The organism is Amycolatopsis sp. NPDC058340, assembly GCF_042723975.1.
GTDB lineage: Bacteria > Actinomycetota > Actinomycetes > Mycobacteriales > Pseudonocardiaceae > Amycolatopsis.
In genome coordinates, this window is record NZ_JBHXIB010000013.1 from 1 (window position 1) to 21,892 (window position 21,892).

Annotated in this window: 21 protein-coding genes; 7 read left to right on the top strand and 14 right to left on the bottom strand. The window is 69.9% G+C overall.

Annotated features, from left to right (window positions below; translation table 11 throughout):
• From ACFWIW_RS17295 to ACFWIW_RS17305, 3 genes are all read right to left on the bottom strand, one after another.
• The coding region (locus ACFWIW_RS17295) for a DUF4345 domain-containing protein (RefSeq protein WP_378369370.1) at nucleotides 1–406 on the bottom strand (406 nt) is incomplete at its 3' end.
• Entirely contained in the window at nucleotides 407–1,114 is a 708-nt protein-coding gene (locus tag ACFWIW_RS17300; protein WP_085939730.1) for a response regulator transcription factor, read from the bottom strand.
• Between the two features lie 7 nt (nucleotides 1,115–1,121).
• Entirely contained in the window at nucleotides 1,122–2,477 is a 1,356-nt protein-coding gene (locus ACFWIW_RS17305; protein ID WP_378369371.1) for a PspC domain-containing protein, read from the bottom strand.
• Nucleotides 2,478–2,588: 111 nt separating this feature from the next.
• Here ACFWIW_RS17305 and ACFWIW_RS17310 point away from each other — a divergent pair, with 111 nt between their 5' ends.
• On the top strand, nucleotides 2,589–3,854 hold the full coding sequence (locus tag ACFWIW_RS17310; protein WP_378369372.1) for a PspC domain-containing protein: 1,266 nt from the start codon (nucleotides 2,589–2,591) through the stop codon (nucleotides 3,852–3,854).
• The gene (locus tag ACFWIW_RS17315) at nucleotides 3,847–4,080 is read left to right on the top strand and encodes a hypothetical protein (protein ID WP_240595760.1); all 234 of its coding nucleotides are present in this window, start codon (nucleotides 3,847–3,849) and stop codon (nucleotides 4,078–4,080) included. The genes ACFWIW_RS17310 and ACFWIW_RS17315 overlap by 8 nt, the downstream gene beginning before the upstream one ends.
• A gap of 233 nt (nucleotides 4,081–4,313) precedes the next feature.
• On the opposite strand, the gene guaA is transcribed toward ACFWIW_RS17315, so the two are convergent.
• Entirely contained in the window at nucleotides 4,314–5,870 is a 1,557-nt protein-coding gene (guaA, locus tag ACFWIW_RS17320) for a glutamine-hydrolyzing GMP synthase (protein ID WP_016331177.1), read from the bottom strand.
• A 127-nt stretch (nucleotides 5,871–5,997) separates the two neighbouring features.
• Between guaA and ACFWIW_RS17325 the strand changes: the two genes are divergently transcribed.
• Entirely contained in the window at nucleotides 5,998–6,528 is a 531-nt protein-coding gene (locus ACFWIW_RS17325) for a DinB family protein (protein ID WP_378369373.1), read from the top strand.
• A gap of 4 nt (nucleotides 6,529–6,532) precedes the next feature.
• Here ACFWIW_RS17325 and ACFWIW_RS17330 read toward each other — a convergent pair whose 3' ends face one another.
• A complete protein-coding gene (locus ACFWIW_RS17330; protein WP_378369374.1) occupies nucleotides 6,533–7,483 on the bottom strand; it encodes an NADP-dependent oxidoreductase in 951 nt (316 codons plus the stop codon).
• A gap of 83 nt (nucleotides 7,484–7,566) precedes the next feature.
• Between ACFWIW_RS17330 and ACFWIW_RS17335 the strand changes: the two genes are divergently transcribed.
• The gene (locus ACFWIW_RS17335) at nucleotides 7,567–8,463 is read left to right on the top strand and encodes an AraC family transcriptional regulator (protein ID WP_378369375.1); all 897 of its coding nucleotides are present in this window, start codon (nucleotides 7,567–7,569) and stop codon (nucleotides 8,461–8,463) included.
• Between the two features lie 41 nt (nucleotides 8,464–8,504).
• The gene (locus ACFWIW_RS17340; RefSeq protein WP_378369376.1) at nucleotides 8,505–9,950 is read left to right on the top strand and encodes an aldehyde dehydrogenase family protein; all 1,446 of its coding nucleotides are present in this window, start codon (nucleotides 8,505–8,507) and stop codon (nucleotides 9,948–9,950) included.
• On the opposite strand, the gene ACFWIW_RS17345 is transcribed toward ACFWIW_RS17340, so the two are convergent.
• From ACFWIW_RS17345 to ACFWIW_RS17360, 4 genes are read right to left on the bottom strand one after another with little or no spacing between them, the layout of a single operon-like run.
• On the bottom strand, nucleotides 9,947–11,386 hold the full coding sequence (locus ACFWIW_RS17345) for an FAD-dependent oxidoreductase (RefSeq protein ID WP_378369377.1): 1,440 nt from the start codon (nucleotides 11,384–11,386) through the stop codon (nucleotides 9,947–9,949). The two genes, ACFWIW_RS17340 and ACFWIW_RS17345, sit on opposite strands and share 4 nt — an antisense overlap.
• 37 nt (nucleotides 11,387–11,423) lie before the next feature.
• Nucleotides 11,424–12,218 carry an ABC transporter ATP-binding protein gene (locus tag ACFWIW_RS17350; protein WP_016331172.1) on the bottom strand — a complete coding sequence of 265 codons (795 nt, stop codon included), beginning with the start codon at nucleotides 12,216–12,218 and terminating at the stop codon, nucleotides 11,424–11,426.
• On the bottom strand, nucleotides 12,215–13,273 hold the full coding sequence (locus tag ACFWIW_RS17355) for a FecCD family ABC transporter permease (protein ID WP_378369378.1): 1,059 nt from the start codon (nucleotides 13,271–13,273) through the stop codon (nucleotides 12,215–12,217). The genes ACFWIW_RS17350 and ACFWIW_RS17355 overlap by 4 nt, the downstream gene beginning before the upstream one ends.
• Nucleotides 13,270–14,277: a FecCD family ABC transporter permease gene (locus ACFWIW_RS17360; RefSeq protein WP_378369379.1), complete on the bottom strand. Its 1,008-nt coding sequence runs from the start codon at nucleotides 14,275–14,277 to the stop codon at nucleotides 13,270–13,272. Before ACFWIW_RS17360 ends, ACFWIW_RS17355 begins: the two co-directional genes overlap by 4 nt.
• A 53-nt stretch (nucleotides 14,278–14,330) precedes the next feature.
• Between ACFWIW_RS17360 and ACFWIW_RS17365 the strand changes: the two genes are divergently transcribed.
• A complete protein-coding gene (locus ACFWIW_RS17365) occupies nucleotides 14,331–15,314 on the top strand; it encodes an ABC transporter substrate-binding protein (RefSeq protein WP_378369380.1) in 984 nt (327 codons plus the stop codon).
• A gap of 19 nt (nucleotides 15,315–15,333) precedes the next feature.
• Here the strand turns inward: ACFWIW_RS17365 and ACFWIW_RS17370 are convergent, their stop codons facing one another.
• The 5 genes from ACFWIW_RS17370 to guaB form a co-directional block, all read right to left on the bottom strand.
• A complete protein-coding gene (locus ACFWIW_RS17370; protein ID WP_378369381.1) occupies nucleotides 15,334–16,056 on the bottom strand; it encodes a maleylpyruvate isomerase N-terminal domain-containing protein in 723 nt (240 codons plus the stop codon).
• Nucleotides 16,057–16,065: 9 nt separating this feature from the next.
• Nucleotides 16,066–17,772: a GMC oxidoreductase gene (locus ACFWIW_RS17375; RefSeq protein ID WP_378369382.1), complete on the bottom strand. Its 1,707-nt coding sequence runs from the start codon at nucleotides 17,770–17,772 to the stop codon at nucleotides 16,066–16,068.
• Between the two features lie 211 nt (nucleotides 17,773–17,983).
• A complete protein-coding gene (locus tag ACFWIW_RS17380; RefSeq protein WP_378369383.1) occupies nucleotides 17,984–19,117 on the bottom strand; it encodes a GuaB3 family IMP dehydrogenase-related protein in 1,134 nt (377 codons plus the stop codon).
• 150 nt (nucleotides 19,118–19,267) lie between these two features.
• Nucleotides 19,268–19,747 (bottom strand): DUF3574 domain-containing protein, encoded by a 480-nt coding sequence (locus ACFWIW_RS17385; RefSeq protein WP_378369384.1) that lies wholly within the window; start codon nucleotides 19,745–19,747, stop codon nucleotides 19,268–19,270.
• An 81-nt stretch (nucleotides 19,748–19,828) separates the two neighbouring features.
• Entirely contained in the window at nucleotides 19,829–21,340 is a 1,512-nt protein-coding gene (gene guaB, locus ACFWIW_RS17390; protein WP_126736620.1) for an IMP dehydrogenase, read from the bottom strand.
• A 123-nt stretch (nucleotides 21,341–21,463) separates the two neighbouring features.
• Between guaB and ACFWIW_RS17395 the strand changes: the two genes are divergently transcribed.
• Nucleotides 21,464–21,850 (top strand): DUF5319 domain-containing protein, encoded by a 387-nt coding sequence (locus tag ACFWIW_RS17395; RefSeq protein ID WP_378369385.1) that lies wholly within the window; start codon nucleotides 21,464–21,466, stop codon nucleotides 21,848–21,850.
• Nucleotides 21,851–21,892: the final 42 nt, after the last annotated feature.

Below are 21,892 nucleotides of genomic sequence, written 5' to 3' on the forward strand. Positions count from 1 at the left end.
GGATCGCGTTTAGCCCGCTAAACGCGATCCGGCGAGCCCCCAGGCCCGCGAGGGTGAGCAAACCCGCGAGGACGATCTCGACCCAGAAGTAGAGCCAGCTCGGATAGAACCGTTCGGGCCGTTCCGCGAACCGCGCGACCAGCCGCCCTAAGGCCATCCCGCCGAGCGCGACGGCCACCGCGATCGCGACGCCCCGCTGTATCCCGCCGACGTCGAAAGCCGCGAACCCGAGCAACACCGCGACAGCCACCCCGAAGCCGCCGTACACCGCGCGCACCTCGGTCCGCGCCGTCGCCGACTCCAGCGAAATGCCGAACGGCCGGATCAGCCGCTCCGGCACGGCGAGCCCGAGCAGCCCCATACCTAGGAAGAACACGGCTACCAGGCCGAGGAGAACAGGCGCCACCTAGACGAGACGCCGGTCGGAAGCCCAGCGGGAAAGCTCGTACCGGTTCGAAAGCTGCGTCTTCCGCAGAACGCTCGACACATGGGTCTCGACGGTCTTCACCGAGATGAACAGCTCCGACGCGATCTCCTTGTACGCGTACCCGCGCGCGAGCAGCCGCAGCACGTCACGCTCACGCGGGGTCAGCAGGTCGAGGTCCGGGTCGCTGATCGGCGCGGAACCCGGCCGGTCGGCGAACGCGTCGAGCACGAACCCGGCCAGCCGCGGCGAGAACACCGCGTCCCCGTCCGAGACCCGCACGACGGCGCGCACGAGCTCCTTCGACGAGATCGTCTTCGTGACATACCCCCGCGCCCCCGCGCGGATCACGGCGATCACGTCTTCCGCGGCGTCGGAGACCGACAGCGCCAGGAACACGACGTCCGGCAGTTCCGGCCGGACCCGGCGCAGCACCTCGGCGCCACCGCCGTCCGGCATATGCACGTCGAGCAGCACGACCTGCGGTTTGGTCCGGGCGATGCCCGCGACCGCCTCGGCGACCGAGCCCGCCTCACCGACCACGCGGACGTCGTCGGTGATCGAGTCCAGTTCGGTGCGCACGCCCGCGCGGAAGAGCGCGTGGTCGTCGACGAGGAAGACCTTGACCGGCTCCCGCGTCTGCTGGTTCTCCGTCACGATGCTCCCTCGCTCGCCCTGTCCCGTGAGCATAGCGACCTCACGCCGCGCCCTTCCCCGCCTTGACCGGCATCTCCAGCTGGACCTCGGTTCCTTCACCCGGTGCGGTACGCAGTTTCAGCTTCCCGCCGTGCCGCTCCATCCGCCCCCGGATGGAATCGGCGAGCCCGTGCCGGTCGCTCGGCACGACGTCGGGATCGAACCCCTTGCCCCGGTCGCGCACGAACACCGTCACCGCGGTCGGCTCGACTTCGGCGTACACGCTGACCTCGTCGACACCCGCGTGCTTGGCGGCGTTGACGATCGCTTCGCGCGCCGCCTGGACCAGCGCGGTCAGCGGCTCGTTCAGCGTCGCCTCCCCCACGACGACCTGCTGCACCGAGATCGCGAACGCGTCCTCGACCTCGCCACAGGCCGCCGCGAGCACCTCGGACAGCTGACCGCTGACGGCCTCTTCCTCGGTCTTCTTGCTCTTGCCGTACCCAGACGGCCCGTACAGCCAACCGCGCAGCTCGCGTTCCTGGCCGCGCGCGAGCCTGGCGACCTCGCGCGGTGATTCCGCCTGTTTCTGGATCAGCGCGAGCGTCTGGAGTACCGAGTCGTGCAGATGTGCGGCGATCTCGGCGCGTTCGTCGGTGCGGATGCGGGCGGTGCGCTCGTCGGACAGGTCGCGGACCAGGCGCAGCCAGAACGGGACGGTCAGCACGGCGACGCCGAACAGCGTCGCGATCACGGCGACCAGCGCGAACTTGACCTGGTCGATACTGCCGCTCTCCAGGACGACGACGCCGATGCCGGTCATCACCAGCGCCACACCCGCGACCACGCGGATCGCGGCCGACCAGCCACCGCCGCCGAGGAACGCCGTGGCGACACCGCCCTTGGCACCCAGGCGCCAGCGGCGGCGTTGCGACTCGTCGGCCTCGCGCCAGACGACGGCCGCACCGATCATCGCCAGCGCCAGCGGGATGGCGACCCAGCCGCTGATCAAGCCGGTCAGTGTGCCGCTGGCGACGGCGAGGCCGACACCCAGCGCCATCAGCCCGAAGGCCTGTTGCTTCTCCTTCGGCGCGGATTTCTCCGGCTCGACCTCGCCGGATTGCTGCTGGACGAACACCCAGAGCAGGCCGTAGGCGAGCAGGCCGGCGCCGTTCAGGGCGGCCAGCAACGCGAACGCGGTCCGGACCCAGAGCACCTTGACGCCGAGGTGGTCGGCGAGTCCGCCGGCGACACCCGCGATGGCGCGGCCGGACCGGCGGCGATACATCTTGGGGGGCTCGAACGGTGCCGGGGACAGGCTGCCGGGAACGGGCACCGGAGGGCGCTCGATGATCGTCGGCTTCACCTGTTCGGCGAGGTCGTTGGGGGCGGATTCCTGCACGTTCCCCATGGTCACACGTAGTGGGGTACTGATCCATCGGGGAAACCCCTGACTCTTCCCGCTGGGGGAAACCTCAGGGGAGTTCCCGGATGTGGCGAGGGCCCGCCGGGGCGCATTCTTTGTGGCATGAGTGGGAGTGAGACACAGGTTCCGAAGCGCGGCCCCGCGGCCGGCTTCGAGGAGACCGTCAAGGATTTCTGGCGGAGCAGGCCGGTCCGCCCGGTGGCGGGCCGCAAATTCGCCGGTGTCGCCGCGGGCATCGGCTACCGGTACGGCATCGACCCGACCGTGGTCCGTGTCGCGCTGGTCGCCGCGACGGTGTTCGGCGGGTTCGGCGTCTTCGTCTATCTGCTTGGCTGGCTGTTCCTGCCGCAGGAAGGCGACCGCGTTTCCGCTTTCGAGGGCCTGATCGGCCGGGGACGCGCGTCGAGTTCGCCCGCGTTCGCGGTGATGCTGCTGATCCTGCTGTTCCCCGGTCTCACCTGGACCTTGAGCGGCGGCTGGATGACCGACGGCACCGGGCTGATCGGTTTCGCGCTGATGGCCGTCGCGCTGTACCTGCTGCACCGCAACCGCGGGCAGTTCAACCGGCCGTCGATGCCCACCCCGGCTCAGCCCGCCGCCGCGTTCTCGATGGCGTCGGCCGCTTCCACCTCGACGACCACCGAGGGCGGATGGGACCCGCTCGCGGCCGACCCGTCCGCTTGGGATCTGCCGAACGCTTCGCCGTCCGGCGGGCTGCCGCCGCAGACTCCTCCGCCGCCTCCCGCGCCGCCGATGCCCCGCCGCCGCAAGTCGAAGATCGGTGTCGCGACCTTCGGGATCGCCGTACTGGTCGCCGGGGTCGGCACCGTCCTGGGGCTGGACGGCGAGGCGTGGTTCACCCCGCAACACGTCGTCGGGCTCACCTTGGGTGTGATCGGCATCGGCCTGGTGGCCGGTTCGTTCGTGCGGGGCGGTCGCGGGCTGATCGGGCTCGCGGTGCCGCTGGCGATCGTCGGGATGGCGCTGACCACGGTGCCGTTCGAGAACTTCTCCGTGAAGGGTGGCGTCGGCGACCTGACGGCGACGCCCGTCCAGGCCTCCGAGGTGCTCCCGGAGTACCACCGTTCGGCGGGGGACATCGATATCGACCTGACCAAGTTGCCGGCGGGCGCTTCGGTGTCCACGAAGGTCACCAACGGCGCGGGCAGCTCGACTGTGCTCGTCCCGGCCGGAGCCGAGGTGAAGGTCTCCTGCGAGACGGGCGCGGGCGATATCGATTGCCTCGGCCAGTCCCGGTCGGGGGTCGGCGAGGAGGTCGTCGACTTCACGTCGCCGGGCACCAACGGACAGAAGATCACCGTGAAGGTCGAGAACGGTGTCGGGAACGTGGAGGTGCGTCGTGGCTGAGTACGACTACGACAACGCGCAGACCCAGTCGGCTCAACCCGCGAAGCGCGGGGTGGACGCCATCACCCTGTTCGTCGGGATCGCGACGCTGCTGGTGTCGGCTTACGTCCTGTCGGACGGCTCCTCGTGGCTCCCGCAGTTCGACTTCCGGTGGGTCATGGCGGGCGGTGCGATCTTCGTCGGTGTCCTGCTGCTCGCCGCTTCGCTGCGCAAGAGCCGCCGCTAGCGGCGCCGCTGACGCTCCACCCCACTCCGAAGGCCCCGGCCCCTCGCCGGGGCCTTCGCCTTGCTCCGCCCCCGGTGCCGACCTGCGTTTAGCGGGCTAAACGCGATCCGGTGCCGCCCAGGTGCCCACGGCCCCAGAGCGCAGTTAGCGGGCTAAACGCGATCCGGTCGCCTGGTGCCCCAGGGCCGACAGATCGCGATTAGCCCGCTAAACGCAGGTCGGGGCGGGGGCGGTCACTCCCACTCGATGGTGCCCGGCGGCTTGGACGTGACGTCCAGGACCACCCGGTTCACCTCGGCGACCTCGTTCGTGATGCGGGTCGAGATCCGCTCCAGCACCTCGTACGGCAGCCGCGTCCAGTCCGCGGTCATCGCGTCCTCGGACGACACCGGCCGCAGCACGATCGGGTGCCCGTAGGTCCGCCCGTCGCCCTGGACACCGACGCTGCGAACATCGGCCAGCAGCACCACCGGGCACTGCCAGATCTCGCCGTCCAGCCCGGCCGCGGTGAGTTCCTCACGCGCGATGGCGTCCGCCGCGCGCAGCGTCTCGAGCCGCTCGGCGTCGACCGCGCCGATGATCCGGATGCCGAGCCCCGGACCGGGGAACGGCTGCCGCTGCACGATCGTCTCCGGCAGCCCGAGCTCCAGCCCGACGCGCCGCACCTCGTCCTTGAACAGCAGCCGCAGCGGCTCGACGAGCTCGAACTGCAGATCGTCGGGAAGCCCGCCGACGTTGTGGTGGCTCTTGATGTTCGCCGCGCCCTCGCCGCCGCCGGACTCGACGACGTCCGGGTACAGCGTGCCCTGGACCAGGAACTTGTAGTCGCCCTCGGCCTTGAGGTCGCGCTCGGCCTGCTCGAACACGCGGATGAACTCGCGGCCGATGATCTTGCGCTTCTCTTCGGGGTCGGTGACCCCGGCCAGCGCGTCGAGGAACCGGTCGCGCGCGTCGACGGTCACCAGGTTGACCCCGGTCGCGGCGACGAAATCGCGTTCGACCTGGGTGCGCTCGCCGGAGCGCAGCAGGCCGTGGTCGACGAACACGCAGGTCAGCCGGTCACCGATGGCCCGCTGGACCAGCGCGGCGGCCACGGCGGAGTCGACGCCGCCGGAGAGCCCGCAGATCGCCCGGCCGTCGCCGACCTGTTCGGCGATGCGCTTGACCTGGTCGTCGACGATGGACGACGTCGTCCACTGCGGCTTGATGCCCGCGATGTCGTGCAGGAAGCGGCGGAGCACCTCCTGGCCGTGCGGCGAGTGGTGCACCTCGGGGTGGTACTGGACGCCGGCGAAGCGGCGCTCGACGTCTTCGAATCCGGCGACGGCGGCGCCGTCACTCGAAGCGGTCACGGTGGCGCCCTCGGGGGCCTTGGTGACGCTGTCGTTGTGGCTCATCCAGGCGGGCTGGTTGCTCGGGAGGCCTGCGTGCAGGACGCCGCCTTCACCGGCCACACGGACCTCGGTGCGGCCGAACTCGCGGATCCCGGTCGGCTCGACGGTGCCGCCGAGGGCCTGCGCGAGCACCTGGTGGCCGTAGCAGATCCCGAGGATCGGCACGCCCGCGTCGACCAGCCCGGGGGCGAGGGCGGGCGCGTTCTCCGCGTACACGCTGGAAGGGCCACCGGAAAGGATGATGGCGGCGGGGTCCTTGGCGAGGATGTCCTCGGCGGTGGCGGTGTGCGGGACGACCTCGGAGTAGACCTGCGCCTCACGCACCCGGCGCGCGATCAGTTGCGCGTACTGCGCCCCGAAGTCCACGACGAGTACCGGACCGGTGGGACTGGGCACCTGAAACCTCCAGATCAGAGCAGTACGCTTCCCCACCATCGTCCCAGGTGGGCCCGGTCACCCCGCCGCCAACCCCCTCACGATTCAGGACAGCGGATGACCGCGAGGCGACCTACCGTCGGCGGACATGGGCATCGACTGGAGCAAGGAACTCTCCGAACAGCTCGACTGGCACTGGCAGAACCATCTGCGCCCCCGGCTGGAGACCCTCACCGACGACGAGTACCTCTGGGAACCCGTCGAGGACTGCTGGACGGTACGGCCGGGCGAGAACGGCGAGGTCACGATCGACTGGGCGTATCCGGAGCCGTCCCCGCCGCCGGTGACGACGATCGCCTGGCGCCTCGCCCACATCATCGTCGGCGTCTTCGGCATGCGGACCGCGTCGCACTTCGGCGGCCCGCCCGTCGACTATCAGACGTTCCCGTACGCGCCCTCTGCCAAAGAATCGCTGAAGCAGCTCGACGACGCGTACGCGCGCTGGAGTGACGGCGTCCGCGGCCTCACTGCCGAAGACCTCGAACGCCCCTGCGGCGAGGCCGAGGGCCCGTACGCGGAGTACCCCTTCGCGGCCCTCGTCCTGCACATCAACCGGGAGGCCATCCACCACGGCGCCGAAATCCTCCTGCTGCGCGACCTCCACGCGCGTCGCGTTTAGCCCGCTAAACGCGACGCGCGAGCTTCGACGGCGCACCCGGAACCCGCCCAGGCCGGATGATGATCTTGCCGCGGATGTCGCCTGCTTCGCTTCTGCGGTGGAGGGCGGCGAGGTCGTCGAGTGTGCGGCGTTCGGAGATGTCGACGGTGACCGCGCCGCGGTCGACGAGGGCCACCAACGCGGCCAGGTGTTCGGGGTCGTTGTCGGCGACGACGTGCGTCGCGGTGACCCCGGGTGGCGCCCCGATCACGTTGGTCGCCGAGACGACGCGGCCGCCTGGCCGGGCCAGCGCGGCCACCGCGGTCGCCTGCGCCTGGTCCAGGGGGACGAGGTTCAGCACGACGTCGACCCGGTCGCCGACGGCATCGACAAGCGGGGTGGCGGTGTAGTCGATGACGTGATCGGCACCCTGTCGCCGGACCACTTGGGTGCTGCGGGGGCCTGCCGTGGCGATCACCCACGCTCCGGCCCGCTTGGCGAGCTGCACGACGAATCCGCCGATACCGCCGCCGGCGCCGTTGACCAGGACACGCTCGCCCTCGGTGAGCCCCGCGCGTTCGATCACCTGCCACGCGGTCAGTCCGGCGAGCGGCAGGGCGGCCGCGTCGGCGAGCGGAATGGTGACGGGTGCGGCGACCACCGCCGTGGCGTCGGCGACCGCGAAATCGGCGGCGGCCGCGCCGATCAGGCCGACGACTCGGTCACCGACCGCGTACTCCCGCACCCCCTCACCGAGTTCGGCGATCGTGCCCGCGACGTCCCAGCCCAGCGTCAACGGCAGATCCGTCGGGGTCAGGTCGCGCAGCATCCCGGAGCGCAGTGCCGCCTCGGTCGGGTTGAACGAAGTCGCCGCGACCCGGATCAGCACCTGCCCCGGTCCGGGTGCCGGACGGGCGAGGTCGTCGATCCGGATCACGCTCGCATCGCCGTACTGGTGGATCCGTGCCGCTCTCATATCCGTGACGATAAGGGCGGTGATCAAGACGATCCATGCGTCAGCGTCCCCGGTTCCTTCGTGATCGTCCTACGCTGACCGTCGTGGACGTACTCAGCGAAGTCCTCTCCGTCATGCGGACCGGCAGGCCGAGGTCGTTCCTGGAGACCTGGCACGCGCCGTGGGCCGTGCGGTTCCCGGCCGTGCCGGGCGCCGTTGGATTCCGGGTGGTGGTGCGAGGCGGCTGCGTCGTCGTCCCGCACCGGGGTGCACCGGTCCGGCTCGAAGCGGGCGACGTCGTGCTCCTGCCCCACGGAGAAGGCCACGTGCTGGCCGACAGTCCCGACAGTGCGGCGAACGCGCGCCCGTGCGCCCCCACGGCCGTCGATACCGACGGCACAGGCCCAGTCGCCGTGACGCTGTGCGGCGCGTACGAACTGTCCCCCGCCGGCACGCACCCGTTGCTGCGGGACCTACCCGAGATAGTCCACCTCACCACCCGCGACTGCCCCGAACTGAAGGCCGCGGTGAATCTGCTCACCGGCGAACTGACCCGGCCGGGGCTGGGCACCGACGGCGTCATCCCCGCGCTTCTCGACACGCTCCTGCACTACGCCCTCCGCGCCTGGTTGAAAACCAACGAGACCGGCTGGGCGTCGGCGTTCACCGACCCGGCGGTCGCCGCGGCGCTGGCGGCCATGCACCGGGAGCCCGCACACCCGTGGACCGTCAGGTCGCTGGCCGCACTGACCGGACTGTCCAGAGCACCGTTCGCCAAACGGTTCACCGACCTCACCGGCGAGCCACCGATGCGCTACCTCACCTGGTGGCGCATGACCACCGCGGCCCGCCTGCTCCGCACCACCGACGCACCGCTGAACACGGTCGCCGACAAGGTCGGATATCGGTCCGAGTTCGCGTTCGCCACCGCGTTCAAACGCCACTACGGCACCCCACCGGGCAAATACCGGCGATCGTCCCGAGGACACGCCGCCGCTTGACCGAATCCCGCGAGCACCCTGACTGGAATACCTTGTCACCCATGGACATGATCACCCCGGAGCCGCGCCCCGCCTGGATCGCCGGACGCCCCGAACAGGGCGCTTCGACGCTCACCGTGCACCACCCTTTCGACGGAAGCGAAGTCGCCACCGTCGCGGTGCCCGGCCCCGATCAGGTCGAACGAGCGGTGAGCGCGGCGGTGAGTGTCGCGAAGGAGTTCCGGCGGTCGTCGGCGCACAGCCGCGCCGCGGCACTCGACCATGTTTCGCGGGTCATCGCCGGCCGGGCCGAGGAGATCGCCGAAGTCATCACCGCCGAGAACGGCAAGCCGCTCAAATGGGCCGAGGCCGAGGTGCGGCGCGCGGTGTCGGTGTTCCGGATCGCCGCCGAGGAGGCCCGCCGGTTCAGCGGTGACCTGCAACGACTGGACACCGATCCGGCGGGCGAAGGAAGGTTGGCGCTCACCCGCCGTATCCCGCGTGGCCCGGTGCTGGGGATCGCGCCGTTCAACTTCCCGCTGAACCTGGTGGCGCACAAGATCGCGCCGTCGCTCGCGGTCGGCGCGCCGATCATCGTCAAACCCGCGCCGCGGACGCCGCTGGCCGCGCTGATCCTCGGCGAGATCCTGGCCGAGACGGATCTGCCGGAGGGCGCGTTCTCGGTGCTGCCGCTCGGTAATGAGGAGACGTCGGCGCTGGTCGCGGATCCCCGGCTGCCGGTCGTGTCGTTCACCGGTTCGGGCCCGGTCGGCTGGTCGATCGCGGACGCCGCGCCGCGCAAGCATGTCGTGCTCGAACTCGGTGGCAACGCGGCCGCCGTCGTGCTCCGCGACTGGCCGGACCCCGAGGGAGCGGCGGAGCGGATCGCGACCTTCGGCAACTACCAGGCCGGGCAGTCCTGTATCGCCGTGCAACGCGTCATCGTCGAACGCGAGGTCGCCGAAGAGTTCGTGCCAGCCTTGGTGGAGGCCGTGAAGGCTCAGCGGACCGGTGACCCGTACGACAAGAACACCGATGTGGGCCCGGTGGTCGACGAAGCCGCCGCGGAGCGGATCGTGGCCTGGATCGACGAGGCCGTCGCCGCGGGCGCGAAGATCCTCACCGGCGGCAAGCGTGACGGCGCCACGGTGGAGCCGACCGTGCTCACCGACGTCCCACCGTCCACAAAGGCCTGGGCGGAGGAGATCTTCGGCCCGGTGCTCGCGGTGTCCATTGTGGATGGTGTCGACGAGGCTTTCGCGTCGGTCAACGAATCCGCCTACGGCTTGCAGGCCGGAGTGTTCACCCGCGACGTCCATCTCGCCTTCTACGCGTCGACGGAGCTGGAGGTCGGCGGCGTGATCATCGGCGATGTCCCGTCCTACCGCGCGGACCAGATGCCGTACGGCGGCGTCAAGGGATCGGGCGTCGGCAGGGAAGGCGTACTCGCCGCGATGCACGACCTCACCGAGGAACGGGTCACCGTCTTCACCGGCATCGACCTCTAATCCGGAGTGACGGCCTGCGCGAACCCGAAGACCTTGTCCGGGTCGTAGGTTTTGGCCACCTGCTTGAGGCGGGTGGCGTTGCCGCCGTAATACGCCGTCATCCAGTCGGGCAGGGCGGGGTCGATGTAGTTGACGTAGCCCCCGCCCAGCCCGAGACCCGTCACCACTTCCGCGACAGAATCCGTTGCCGCGGAACGGTTACGCGAATCGGCCTGACTGTAGATCTGCACGCTGCCGATCGCCTTCCGGTGCCAGAACGCGGTGGCGTCCGGCTCGACGTCGGCGACGGCGCCGCCGAGACCGTCGACCAGGAGATCCATCCCTCGCCTGCCCTTGAGCACGGACGTCAGCTTCGCGGGATCCACCGGTTCTTCGAGAATCCTCGATGAGGCCACAAAGGACTGTCGGTTTTCGCTGCCGGAGAAGTACTTCATCGCACCGAGGTAGTCGAGCTGCTTGACGGAACGCGTCGCACCGGAGAATCCGTCCAGCAACTTGCCCAAGGAAGCGGAATCGCCGACGTAGCAACCGGAAATACGCGCACCGACCGGCGATCCACCGGAGAGCACGACGTTCGCCCACAACTCCGGCGGCGCCTTGGGGAGCCACCGCTGCCACTCGGCGAGCACGTCGTCCGCACTGCCCGCCGGGAATCGCAAGGAGAACACCGAAACGGCCGAAGGTGCCGCGTCGGTGCGAAAGGTGAACGAGGTGACGACACCGAAGTTGCCGCCTCCCCCGCCGCGCAACGCCCAGAACAGCTCGGGTTCGGAATCCGCCGACGCCGTCCGCAGCTTCCCGTCCGCCGTCACGACTCGCGCGGACACCAGGTGATCACAGGTGAGGCCGTATTTCCGGGCGAGGACACCGATTCCGCCGCCGAGCGTCAGCCCGGCGATCCCGACACTGGGACAGGAACCCGCGGGCAGGCAACGCCCCGCGGCGCCGAGCGTCGCGTAGACGTTCTTCAGCTTGGCGCCCGCACCGATCACGACCTGTTCACCTTGGACGTCCACTGAGGACATTCCGCCGAGGTCGATCATCAGACCGCCGTCGGGAACCGAGTAGCCGGCGTAGCTGTGCCCACCACTGCGCGCGGCGATGGGAACTCGTCTCGCGGCAGCGGAAACGGCAGCCTGCACGTCTTCGGGTTTGGCGCATTTCGCGATCGCGGCGGGTTTGAGCCCGTCGAAGGCCGGGTTGAAGACGCGTTTGGCGTTGTCGTATCCGGAATCCCCCGGCAGGAGAAGGGAGATCTTCTTCCGCAGTGCGGCCCAGTCCGGCGGGCCGGAGGGTGGCGTGACACCGGTGCTCGGCGGCAGCGACGTACCGGGCGCGGAACTCGGCGCCTGCGCGGGAGGCGCGGCCGAGCACGCCGTCGCGACCGTCCCGGCCACGGTCGCACCGGCGAGTTTGAGGAACGCCCTTCTCTCCATGCCCGTTAGACGCATCGCGGACGGGCAGGTTGCGACGCTACGCCCGAAGGTGTGCGCTCACCGGCACGACCAGCGGCGTCCCGGACACCGGATCCTCCATGACCTTCGCCGACAGGCCGAAGATCTCGTCGAGGAGCGGCTCGGTGAGCACCTCCGCGGGCGGGCCCTGCGCGACGATCCGGCCGCCGCGCATCGCGACCAGCTTGTCCGCGTACCTGGCGGCGAGGTTCAGGTCGTGCAGCACCATCACCACGGTGGTCCCACGTTCCTTGTGCAGCCGGTAAACCAGGTCCAGCACGTCGATCTGGTGCGCGAGGTCGAGATAGGTGATCGGCTCGTCGAGCAGGAGCAGCCCGGTCTCCTGGGCCAGCGTCATCGAGATCCACGCCCGCTGCCGCTGCCCGCCGGAAAGCTGGTCGACGACCCGGCCCGCGTACTCGTCCATCCCGGTCAGCCGCAGCGCCCGCTCGATCGCCTCGTCGTCGGACGAGGACCACTGCCGGTACCAGCTCTGGTGCGGATGCCGCCCGCGCCGGACCAGATCGGAGACCGTCAGACCTTCGGGGGCGGACGGCGTCTGCGGCAACAGGCCGATGATCTTGGCGACCTCACGGGTCGGCAGTTTGTCGATCCGTTCACCGTCCAGCAGCACCGCGCCCTGGCGTGGCTTGAGCAACCGCGCCAGCGCTCGCAGCAAAGTGGACTTACCGCAGCCGTTGGGGCCGATGATCGCGGTGACGGTCCCGTCGAGGACGTCGAGGTCGAGCCCGGTCACGACGGGCGTTTCGCCGTAACCGAGTTCCAGTTCCCGGGCACGCAGTCTGGCGTTCACGCGCGCTCCTCCTTACGGCTGCGGACGAACAGGAAGATCAGGTACGGCGCACCGAGGATCGCCGTCAGCACGCCCACCGGGAGCCCGGACAGGACCGGGGTCACCCGCACCACGAAATCCGCGCCGACGGTCAGCAGCGCGCCGAGGACCATCGATCCGAACAGCGGTGGCTGCGCCGAGCGGACCAGCCGCAAGGCGATCTGCGGGGTGGCCAGCGCGACGAAGGTGATTGGGCCCGCGGCAGCGGTGGCGACGGCGGCCAAGGCCGCGCCGAGCAGCAGCAGGGTCGCCCGGGCGGCGTCGACCCGGATGCCGAGGCCGCGCGCGGTGTCGTCGCCGAACTGAAGCCCGCCGATGGTGTGGCCGGCGATCAGCGTGGCCGGGGCGAGCACGGCCAGCGCGAGCAGGACCGGGGCGACCGATTCCCAGCCGACGTCGGCGAGGCTGCCCACGATCCACGTCGTCGCGCGCGCGGCGTTGTCGACGTCTCCGATGGTCAGCATCCAGTACACGAGGTTGTAGCCGACGGCCGAAAGCGCGATCCCGATCAGCACGAGCCGGTAACCGTCGATCCCGCGGCGCCAGGAAAGCGCGTACAGCAGGATTCCCGCGATCACACCGCCCGCAAGCCCGGCGAGCGGGACACCCAGCGTGCTCGCCAGGCCGCTGACCTGGCCGCCGGTGCCACCGGCGACGATCACGCCGACCGCGCCGACCCCCGCGCCCCAGGTGATCCCGAGGATGTCCGGACTGGCCAGCGGATTCCGGGCAATGGTCTGGAACAGCGCGCCCGAAAGGCCGAGGGCTGCGCCGACGCCGATTGCGGTCAGCGTGCGAGGCATCCGCAGGTCGAAGATGATCCCGCGTTCCCGCGCGGTGCCGCCGCCGAACAGGGTCTTCAGGACGTCGCCGAGACCGATGTGGGAGGTGCCGATGCCGATGTTCAGCGCCGCGACCAGCACCAGCGCGACCGCCGCGAGAGTCGCGACGGCGAGCGTCCTCGGCCGGACCGTCCAGGCCGCGGGACCGAACGAGATCACCTTGGGATCCGTCATATCCGTGCCAGGCCCTTCTTCCGGACGAGGTGGATGAACACCGGCACGCCGAGTACCGCCAGCATGATGCCGACCTCCAGGCTGTCCGAGGCGACGACGCGGCCGAGGAGGTCCGCGGCGAGCAGCAGGATCGCGCCGAGCACGGCCGAGAACGGCACCAGCCAGCGGTAGTCGGGTCCGCTGATCGCCCGCGCGAAATGCGGGACGAGCAGGCCGAGGAACGCGATCGGCCCGCAGGCGGCGACGGCGGCACCGGTCAGCAGCGTGATCGCCGCGACCCCGAGCAACCGCGTCCGGCCGACCCGCCGTCCGAGCGCGACGGCGACGTCGTCACCGAGCGCGAGCGTGTTCATCCCCGGGGTGTTGATCACCGCGAGCAGCAGGCCCGCGGCCACGAACGGGGCGATCTGACCGATCATCGCGGGGTCGCGGCCCGCGATCGAACCGACGTGCCAGAAGCGGTACGTCTCCATCCCGCGGTCGTCGCCGAGGACGATCGCGGAGATGACGCCGTTGAGCAGGGCGCTCACCGCGGCCCCGGCCAGCGCGAGCGTCACCGGGGTGGCGCCGCGGCCGCCGACGGCCCCGAGCAGGAACACCACGGCGCTCGCGACGAGCGCGCCCGCGAAGCCGAACCAGATGAACGCGTAGAGGTCGTCGATGCCCAACACGACGACGGCGAGCACCACCGCGAACGCCGCGCCCTGGGTGACACCGAGCAAACCGGGATCGGCGAGCGGGTTACGGGTGTGCCCCTGCATGAGCGCCCCGGCCGCGCCGAGCGCGAGTCCCGCCAGGACACCGAGCAGCGTGCGTGGCACCCGCAACGAACGGACGATCAGGTGATCCGGCACACCCGTGGGATGGAAGATCGCGTCCCAGACGACACCCAAAGGAATCGAACGCGCACCGAGGGCGACACTCGCGACGCAGATCACAGCCAGAAGGGTGACGAGCAGGGCTCCCGCTGTCGCCTTTCCAACACGAACTTCCACTGTGGACATCCGCCATCCTATGCTCCGGTTAGGAAAGCCTAACCGCAGAGAAAGAGTGACCCATGACCCCACCCCGGCGCGCAGTCGTCGCCCTCGCCGTGACAGCCTGCCTGGCACTCTCCGCATGCGGTGGCGGAGCACAGGAATCCGCCTCCACCGGCACCGGCCAAAGTGGATTCCCGCGCACCGTCGAACACGTGATGGGCTCGACCACGATCGACAAGCAGCCCGCCACCGTCGCGGCGCTCGACTCCAGCTACGTCGACGCGACACTCGCGCTCGAGACGAAGGTCGTGGCGTACACCAAATATCGCAACTACGACAAGCTGCCGGACTACCTCGGCGACGACCGCAAGTACGCCGAGGGCGCCAAGGAGATCGGCGCGCTCGAAAGCCCGGACATCGAGAAGCTGTACGACATCAAGCCGGATCTGATCGTTTCGGCGAAGGTGCGCCACGAGAAGTTCTACGCGGAGTTCAGCAAGGTCGCACCCACGGTGTTCAGCCAGACCACCGGTGCCACCTGGAAGGAGAACATCCGCATGCTCGGCAAGGCGCTGGGCAAGGAAGCCTTGGCGGAGCAGAAGATCAAGGCCTACGAGGAGCGGGCCCGCAAGGTCGGCGAGGCGATCAAGGCCAAACTCGGCAAACCCGCGACCGTCTCCGTGGTCCGCTTCATCGAAGGGGAGCCGACGGTCCGGCTCTACAGCAGCGCGTCGTTCCCCGGGAGCGTGATGGCCGACGCCGGGCTCCAGCGCCCCGCCGGCCAGCCGGACAACAAGACGAAGATCTCCAACGACCTGAGTCAGGAAGAGATCGGGAAACTCGACGCCGAAGCGATCTTCGTCGCCAGCTACACCGACGAGACCAAGCAGGCCGAGAACCCGAAGACGAAGTTCGAATCGAACCCGCTTTGGGGCACCCTCAAGGGAAAGAAGATCGACGTCAACGACACCACCTGGTTCACCTCGGTGAGCCTGCAGGGCGCGAACGCCATGCTCGACGACCTCGCGAAGCAGTTCGGCGTGGACTCGTTCCGCGCCTAGTCCTTTGTGGACCGTGCCGTCACAGCCAATGCGGCAGTGGCGGCGCGGTACCGTCCAAAGTGGATCCATCGCCGCGGCCGGTGATCCACGCCAGGACGTCGCCCGGGGAGCCGGTCAGCGTGACCGGCTCTCCGGTGCCCATCCGCCATTCGTGACGGGTCCCGTCGGAGCCGACGGCGATCAGCAGGACGGAGGGCAGCTCACTGCCGTACATGCCGATGGCGTTGCCGACGACGATCTCGAACTCGTCGCCGAGCAGTTCGGCGACGCGGGCGAAGTCGTAGCCGAGATCGAGATCCGCCAAGTGGATGGCGGTCTCGGAAAGCCTGAGCCACAGCACGAACTCCGCCGGGATCTCGCGCCCCTGCCGGGCGCGCACCCGGACCTGCCATGCCTCGTCCGGCAGGCTCGACGCGACCTCGACGAACCGTGCCGCGGCGGCGACGACGTCTTCGGCGATCGCCTCGGCGGACCGGTACGCGCCCTTCTCGATGTCGTCGTCCCTGGCCGCCTCACCGGCGTACATCGGCGTCTCGACACCCGATTTCGCCCAGGTGAGCAGGTTGACCAGGCCGTCGGCGTTGCGCGCCAAGTGGGACAACAGATGCGCACGCGTCCAGGCGGGCAACGCGCTGGGAGCGTGCACGGCCTCCTCGTCGAGCTCGCGCGTCACCCGCGCCCATTCGTCGTGCAGGGCGCGGACGCGGTTCAGCAGCGCGTGTGCGCGTTCGGAGGCGGTCACCTCCCCAACTTAGCGCCGAAGCGCCGCTGGCGCGTCCGACGGAACAGACGGGTTCTTCGGCGCGATCGGTTCGAGGCGCGCGTACGGCGCGTCCTGTGCGGGCCTGCTGTCCTTTTCGCCCTTGTTGGGCCAGAACGAGAAGGCCCGCTCCGCCTGGGCGGTGATGGTCAGCGACGGGTTCACGCCGAGGTTGGCCGTGATCGCCGAACCATCCACAATGGACAATCCGGGATAGTTGAAGACCCGGTGGTACGGGTCGATCACGCCGTTGTCGGGCGCCGTGCCGATCGGAGCGCCGCCGATGAAATGCGCCGTGAGCGGGATGTCGAAGATCTCGCCCCAGGTGCCGCCCGCCATGCCGCCGATACGCTCGGCGGTCCGGAGGTTGGCCTCGTGCCCGGCGGGGATGAAGCTGGGGTTCGGCTCGCCGTGGCCCTGTTTGGACGTGTACTTGCGGCGGCCGAAGAGCCCGCGCTTGGTGTATGTGGTGATCGAGTTGTCGAGGCTCTGCATCACCAGCAGGATCACCGTGCGTTCGCTCCAGCGGTAGCCGTTGAGCAGCTTCACGGTCTGGACCGGATGCTTGAACATGAAGTTCACGGCCTGGCGCCAGCGCGGGACCGGCGAGTCGCCTTCGGTGGCGATGGTCTGGAGCAGGCTCATCGCGTTGCTGCCCTTGCCGTAGCGGACGGGCTCGATATGCGTGTTGGCGTCGGGGTGGATCGACGACGTGATCGCGACGCCACGGCTGAAGTTCCGCTCCTCGTCGACCGAGGTGCGCGCGGCGCCGATGATGGCCTCGGAGTTCGTGCGGGTCAGTTCACCGAGACGCGGCGAGAGCTTCGGCAGCTTGGCGGTGTCGCGCATGCTGTGCAGCAGGTTCTGCGTGCCCCACGTGCCGGCGGCGAGCACCACCTGCGCGGCGGTGAGCTTGTGCCGGAACTTGCGCGAGGTGGTCCCGGTCTTCTTGATGCTCACCTCGTACCCACCTGCGTTTAGCGGGCTAATCGCGCTCACGGTGGTGAGGGGGATGACCTTCGCGCCGTCCTTCTCCGCGAGGTAGAGGTAGTTCTTGACCAGCGTGTTCTTGGCGCCGACGCGGCAGCCGGTCATACAGGCGCCGCATTCGGTGCAGCCGGTGCGCGCCGGGCCCGCGCCGCCGAAGTACGGGTCCTCGGCACGCTCCCCCGGCTTGCCGAAGTACACGCCGACGGGCGTCGGGTGGTACGACTCCGGCACGCCCATGTCCGCGGCGACGCCCTTCATGACGACGTCGGACGGCGTGACGCTCGGGTTGGTGACGACGCCCAGCATCCGGCTGGCCTGGTCGTAGTGCGGGCCGAGCTCGGCCTCCCAGTCGGTGATGTGGGACCACTGCGGGTCCACGTAGAACGGCTTCAGCGGGCGGTACAGCGTGTTCGCGTAGACCAGCGAGCCGCCGCCGACACCCGCGCCGGCGAGCACCATGACGTCCTTGAGCATGTGGATGCGCTGGATGCCGTAGCAGCCGACCTGCGGCGCCCAGACGTAGCGGCGAAGGTCCCAGGAGGTCTTCGCGAACTCGTCGTCGGCGAAGCGGCGCCCCGCCTCGATGACGGCGACGCGGTAGCCCTTCTCGGTCAGGCGGAGGGCGGCGACACTGCCGCCGAACCCGGAGCCGACGACGATCACGTCGTAGTCGAAGTCGTCTTCAGTGGTGGTGTTACTCGCAGTCACACCCTCGACTGTAACCCCGGCCACCCCTTCTGACCAGAGGTAAGTTACTCGCCGGTTACCTTCCACTCGGACGGTCCATGCGGCCACAGAGCGCCTTTAGCGGGCTAAACGCGAAACTGGCGGGGCTCCTGGGACCGATGGGGCACGTGAGCACAAAACGGCCCGGATCGCGTTTAGCGGGCTAAACGCGATCCGGGCCGGGAAGCGAGCGTCAGCGGCGGACGGTCAGGCCCACCCGCTGGAACTCCTTCAGGTCCGAGTAGCCCGTCTTCGCCATCGCGCGGCGAAGCGCGCCGAAGAGGTTCACGACACCCTCGGCGTCCGAGGACGGCCCGAACAGGAGCGTCTTCAGGTCGACGGCGTAGTCCGGCCCCAGCGCCACGCGCGAACGCGGCAGCGACGGGTGCGCGGCCGCCGACGTCCAGTACAGCCCCTGCCCCGGCGCCTCGGAGGCGGCGGCCAGTGGCGCGCCCAGCATGACCGCGTCGGCACCGCAGGCGATGGCCTTCGCGATGTCGCCGGACGTGCTCATCCCGCCGTCGGCGAGCACGTGGACGTACCGGCCGCCGGTCTCGTCGAGGTAGTCGCGCCGCGCGGCCGCGGCGTCGACGATCGCGGTCGCCATCGGCGTCCCGATCCCCAGCACGCTGTCGGTGCTCGTCACGCCGCGGGTCGACCCGTGCCCGACGATGACGCCGGCCGCGCCGGTGCGCATCAGGTGCATCGCGGTGCGGTAGTCGCTGACGCCACCCGCGATCACCGGGACGTCGAGCCGCCCGATGAAGTCCTTCAGGTCCAGCGGCTCGGCGTCACGCTGGACGTGCTCGGCCGAGATGATCGTGCCCTGCACGACGAGGATCTCGACGCCCGCCGCGAGCAGATCCGGCGTGAGCTCGGCGGCGTGCTGCGGGCTGACCCGCGCGGCCACGGTGACCCCGGACTCGCGGACGGTCTTGATCGCCTCGGTCAGCAGGTCCAGCCGGATCGGGGCGGAGTGCAGCTCCTGCAGCTCACGCACGATCGCGGTCGGGTCCTCGGTGTCCTCGGCGGCCCGGACGAGGCGGAAGATCGCGTCCTCGACGTTGGGGTGCCGTGCCCAGAGCCCTTCGGCGTTGAGGACGCCCAGCCCGCCCAGCTCGCCGACGGCCACCGCGGTCCCCGGCGACACGATCGCGTCGGTGGGGTGCGTGACCAGCGGCAGCTCGAACCGGTACGCGTCGATCTGCCAGGCGGTGGACACGACCGACGACGACCGGGTGCGCCGCGACGGCACGATCTCCACGTCATCGAGGTCATACGCCCGCCGCGCGGTGCGGCCCATGCCGATCTCGACCAGATCCCGCACGTCAAGTCCCTTCTCACCGACGACCGTTACACCCCATTGTCGCTAGGCCGCGTGGGTGACCTGCGCACGGGGCACCCGAACCGGGCCGGAAGTCACACCAGCCCCATGCGCCCCACCCGTTTCGCGTTTAGCCCGCTAAAGGCGCTCGGGTCAGAAGGAGACCTTCTCCACCGAGTCGGTCCGGAGGACGGATTCCTGCGCGAAGGCCTTCTTGTAGTCGGTCCGGATCTCCTCGATCTCGCGGTTCGCGTCGCGATCGGTGAACGGGTACACGACCACGATCACCTTCGACTTCTCCCGCGAGATCACACCATCCGAACCGCGCCACTGGCCGCGCCCGGTCAGCTCGGTGAACCCGTCCGGGAACCTCGGCGTGACGGCCTTGTCGGTGAACGCGGCGAACTCCGCGTCGGTCAGCTCCCCGCCGCCCGGCTTCGTCGTCCCGAAATACAGCTCGGTGCGCTTCCACAGCTCACCCGGCGACGCCTGAAGAGCGGCGGCCTCGGGCGCGGAAGGCGCGGACGGGGCGGCGGAAGCGGTGGGGACGGCGGAAGCCGCCACCCCGCCGCCGAGCCCGAGGGCGGCGGCGGCGAAGACGGCGAGCGCGGTCCGGCGCGACGTGAAAGACATCGGATTCCTCCCAGGAGACTTGATCAGCGGGCCAAGTCTCCCGGGAACGGAACCGGATGGGTAAGTGTCCTAAGGGGCGGACTAACGGGTGGTGTAGTTCGGCGCCTCGACGGTCATCGTGATGTCGTGCGGGTGGCTCTCCTTGAGCCCGGCCGCGGTGATCCGCACCAGCTGCGCCTCCTGCAGCTCGGGGATCGTCGACGCGCCCGCGTAGCCCATCCCCGACCGCAGCCCGCCCACCAGCTGGTGGACGACGTTCGCGAGCGGCCCGCGGAACGGGATCCGCCCCTCGATGCCCTCGGGGACCAGCTTGTCCTCGCTCAGCACGTCGTCCTGGGCGTAACGGTCCTTCGAGTAGGACTTCGCCTGGCCGCGCGACTGCATGGCGCCCAGCGAGCCCATGCCGCGGTAGGTCTTGAACTGCTTGCCGTTGACCAGGATCAGGTCGCCGGGCGATTCGGCGGTGCCCGCGAGCAGGCTGCCGAGCATCACCGTGGACGCGCCGGACGCGATCGCCTTCGCGATGTCACCCGAGTACTGGATGCCGCCGTCGCCGATCACCGGGATCCCCGCCGGGCGCGCCGCCTGGTCGGCCTCGTAGATCGCGGAGATCTGCGGCACGCCGACCCCGGCGACGATACGGGTGGTGCAGATGGAACCGGGGCCGACGCCGACCTTGATCCCGTCCGCGCCCGCGTCCACCAGCGCCTGTGCGCCGGCCCGGGTCGCGACGTTGCCGCCGACGATGTCGACGGTGTCGCCCAGTTCCTTCTTCAGCAGCGCGACGGTCTCGACGACGGCGCGGGAATGCCCGTGCGCGGTGTCGACCATCAGCACGTCCACCCCGGCGTCTGCCAGCGCCATCGCGCGCTTGTGCCCGTCCGGGCCGACCCCGACGGCGGCACCGACGATCAGGCGGCCGTTGGTGTCCTTGGAGGCGTTGGGGTACTGCTCGGTCTTGACGAAGTCCTTGACCGTGATCAGCCCGCGCAGCTTGCCGGCGCCGTCGACGATGGGCAGCTTCTCGATCTTGTGGCGGCGCAGCAGCCCGAGCGCGGCCTCCGCGGTGACGCCGACCTGCGCGGTGACCAGCGGCGGCTTCGTCATCACCTCGTGCACCGCGCGGGTGTGGTCGACCTCGAACCGCATGTCGCGGTTGGTGATGATGCCCACCAGCGTCCCGGCGGCGTCCGTGACGGGCACGCCGGAGATCCGGAACCGCGCGCACAGGGCGTCGACCTCGGCGAGGGTGTCCTCGGGCGAGCACGTGACCGGGTCGGTCACCATGCCCGCTTCGGAACGCTTCACGACCTCGACGGCGGCCGCCTGGTCGTCGATCGGCAGGTTGCGCTGCAGCACGCCCATCCCGCCCTGGCGTGCCATCGCGATGGCCATCCGGCCCTCGGTGACCGTGTCCATGGCGGCGGAGACCAGCGGGATGTTCAGGGTGACGTTGCGCGAGAGCCGGGTGCGGGTGCTGACCGCGCTGGGCACCACGTCGGACTCGGCCGGCAGCAGCAGCACGTCGTCGAAGGTCAGCCCGAGCATGGCGAACTTGCTCGGGACGGGGGCGGTGACGCTGTCGCTGGTCATAGCAGGCGAAGGGCCTTCCTAGCGGTGATGAACGTGTCGCTGTAGCGACGCGAGGGCCTGCCCCTCATGATATCCGGGCCGGGCGGCCGCCCGGCCCGGGTGGGCGCCCGGTAGCGTGCAGGCGTGCCGCAAGATGCGTTGCCCCCAGACCCGTTCGCGGATGACCCGGACGACCCGGCCCGCGCGTTCATCGACGACGCCGACCGGCTCGACGAGCCGATCAGCGACGAAGAACGCACCGAGTTGCTGGCCGACCTCTCCGATCTCGCCGTCTACCAGGCGCTTCTCGAGCCGCGCGGAGTACGCGGGATCGTGGTCGACTGCGGTGAATGCGACGAACCCCACTACCACGACTGGCATCTGCTGCGCGCCAGTCTCGAGCAGCTGCTCTCCGACGGCCGCATGCGGCCGCACGAGCCCGCGTTCGACCCGAACCCCGGTGACTACGTGAGCTGGGACTACTGCCGCGGCTTCGCGGACGGTGTCACGGCCAACGAAAGCGCCTACTGAGCGCGTTTAGCCCGCTAAACGCGATTTGGGCCTGGTGAGAGT

Excerpts from the sequence above, each read along its gene's own strand:
- ACFWIW_RS17300 (WP_085939730.1), bottom strand. The coding sequence starts at position 1,114 with ATGCTCACGGGACAGGGCGAGCGAGGGAGCATCGTGACGGAGAACCAG.
- ACFWIW_RS17310 (WP_378369372.1), top strand. The coding sequence starts at position 2,589 with ATGAGTGGGAGTGAGACACAGGTTCCGAAGCGCGGCCCCGCGGCCGGC.
- ACFWIW_RS17325 (WP_378369373.1), top strand. The coding sequence starts at position 5,998 with ATGGGCATCGACTGGAGCAAGGAACTCTCCGAACAGCTCGACTGGCAC.
- ACFWIW_RS17330 (WP_378369374.1), bottom strand. The coding sequence starts at position 7,483 with ATGAGAGCGGCACGGATCCACCAGTACGGCGATGCGAGCGTGATCCGG.
- ACFWIW_RS17340 (WP_378369376.1), top strand. The coding sequence starts at position 8,505 with ATGGACATGATCACCCCGGAGCCGCGCCCCGCCTGGATCGCCGGACGC.
- ACFWIW_RS17345 (WP_378369377.1), bottom strand. The coding sequence starts at position 11,386 with ATGGAGAGAAGGGCGTTCCTCAAACTCGCCGGTGCGACCGTGGCCGGG.
- ACFWIW_RS17355 (WP_378369378.1), bottom strand. The coding sequence starts at position 13,273 with ATGACGGATCCCAAGGTGATCTCGTTCGGTCCCGCGGCCTGGACGGTC.
- ACFWIW_RS17360 (WP_378369379.1), bottom strand. The coding sequence starts at position 14,277 with ATGTCCACAGTGGAAGTTCGTGTTGGAAAGGCGACAGCGGGAGCCCTG.
- ACFWIW_RS17365 (WP_378369380.1), top strand. The coding sequence starts at position 14,331 with ATGACCCCACCCCGGCGCGCAGTCGTCGCCCTCGCCGTGACAGCCTGC.
- ACFWIW_RS17385 (WP_378369384.1), bottom strand. The coding sequence starts at position 19,747 with ATGTCTTTCACGTCGCGCCGGACCGCGCTCGCCGTCTTCGCCGCCGCC.
- guaB (WP_126736620.1), bottom strand. The coding sequence starts at position 21,340 with ATGACCAGCGACAGCGTCACCGCCCCCGTCCCGAGCAAGTTCGCCATG.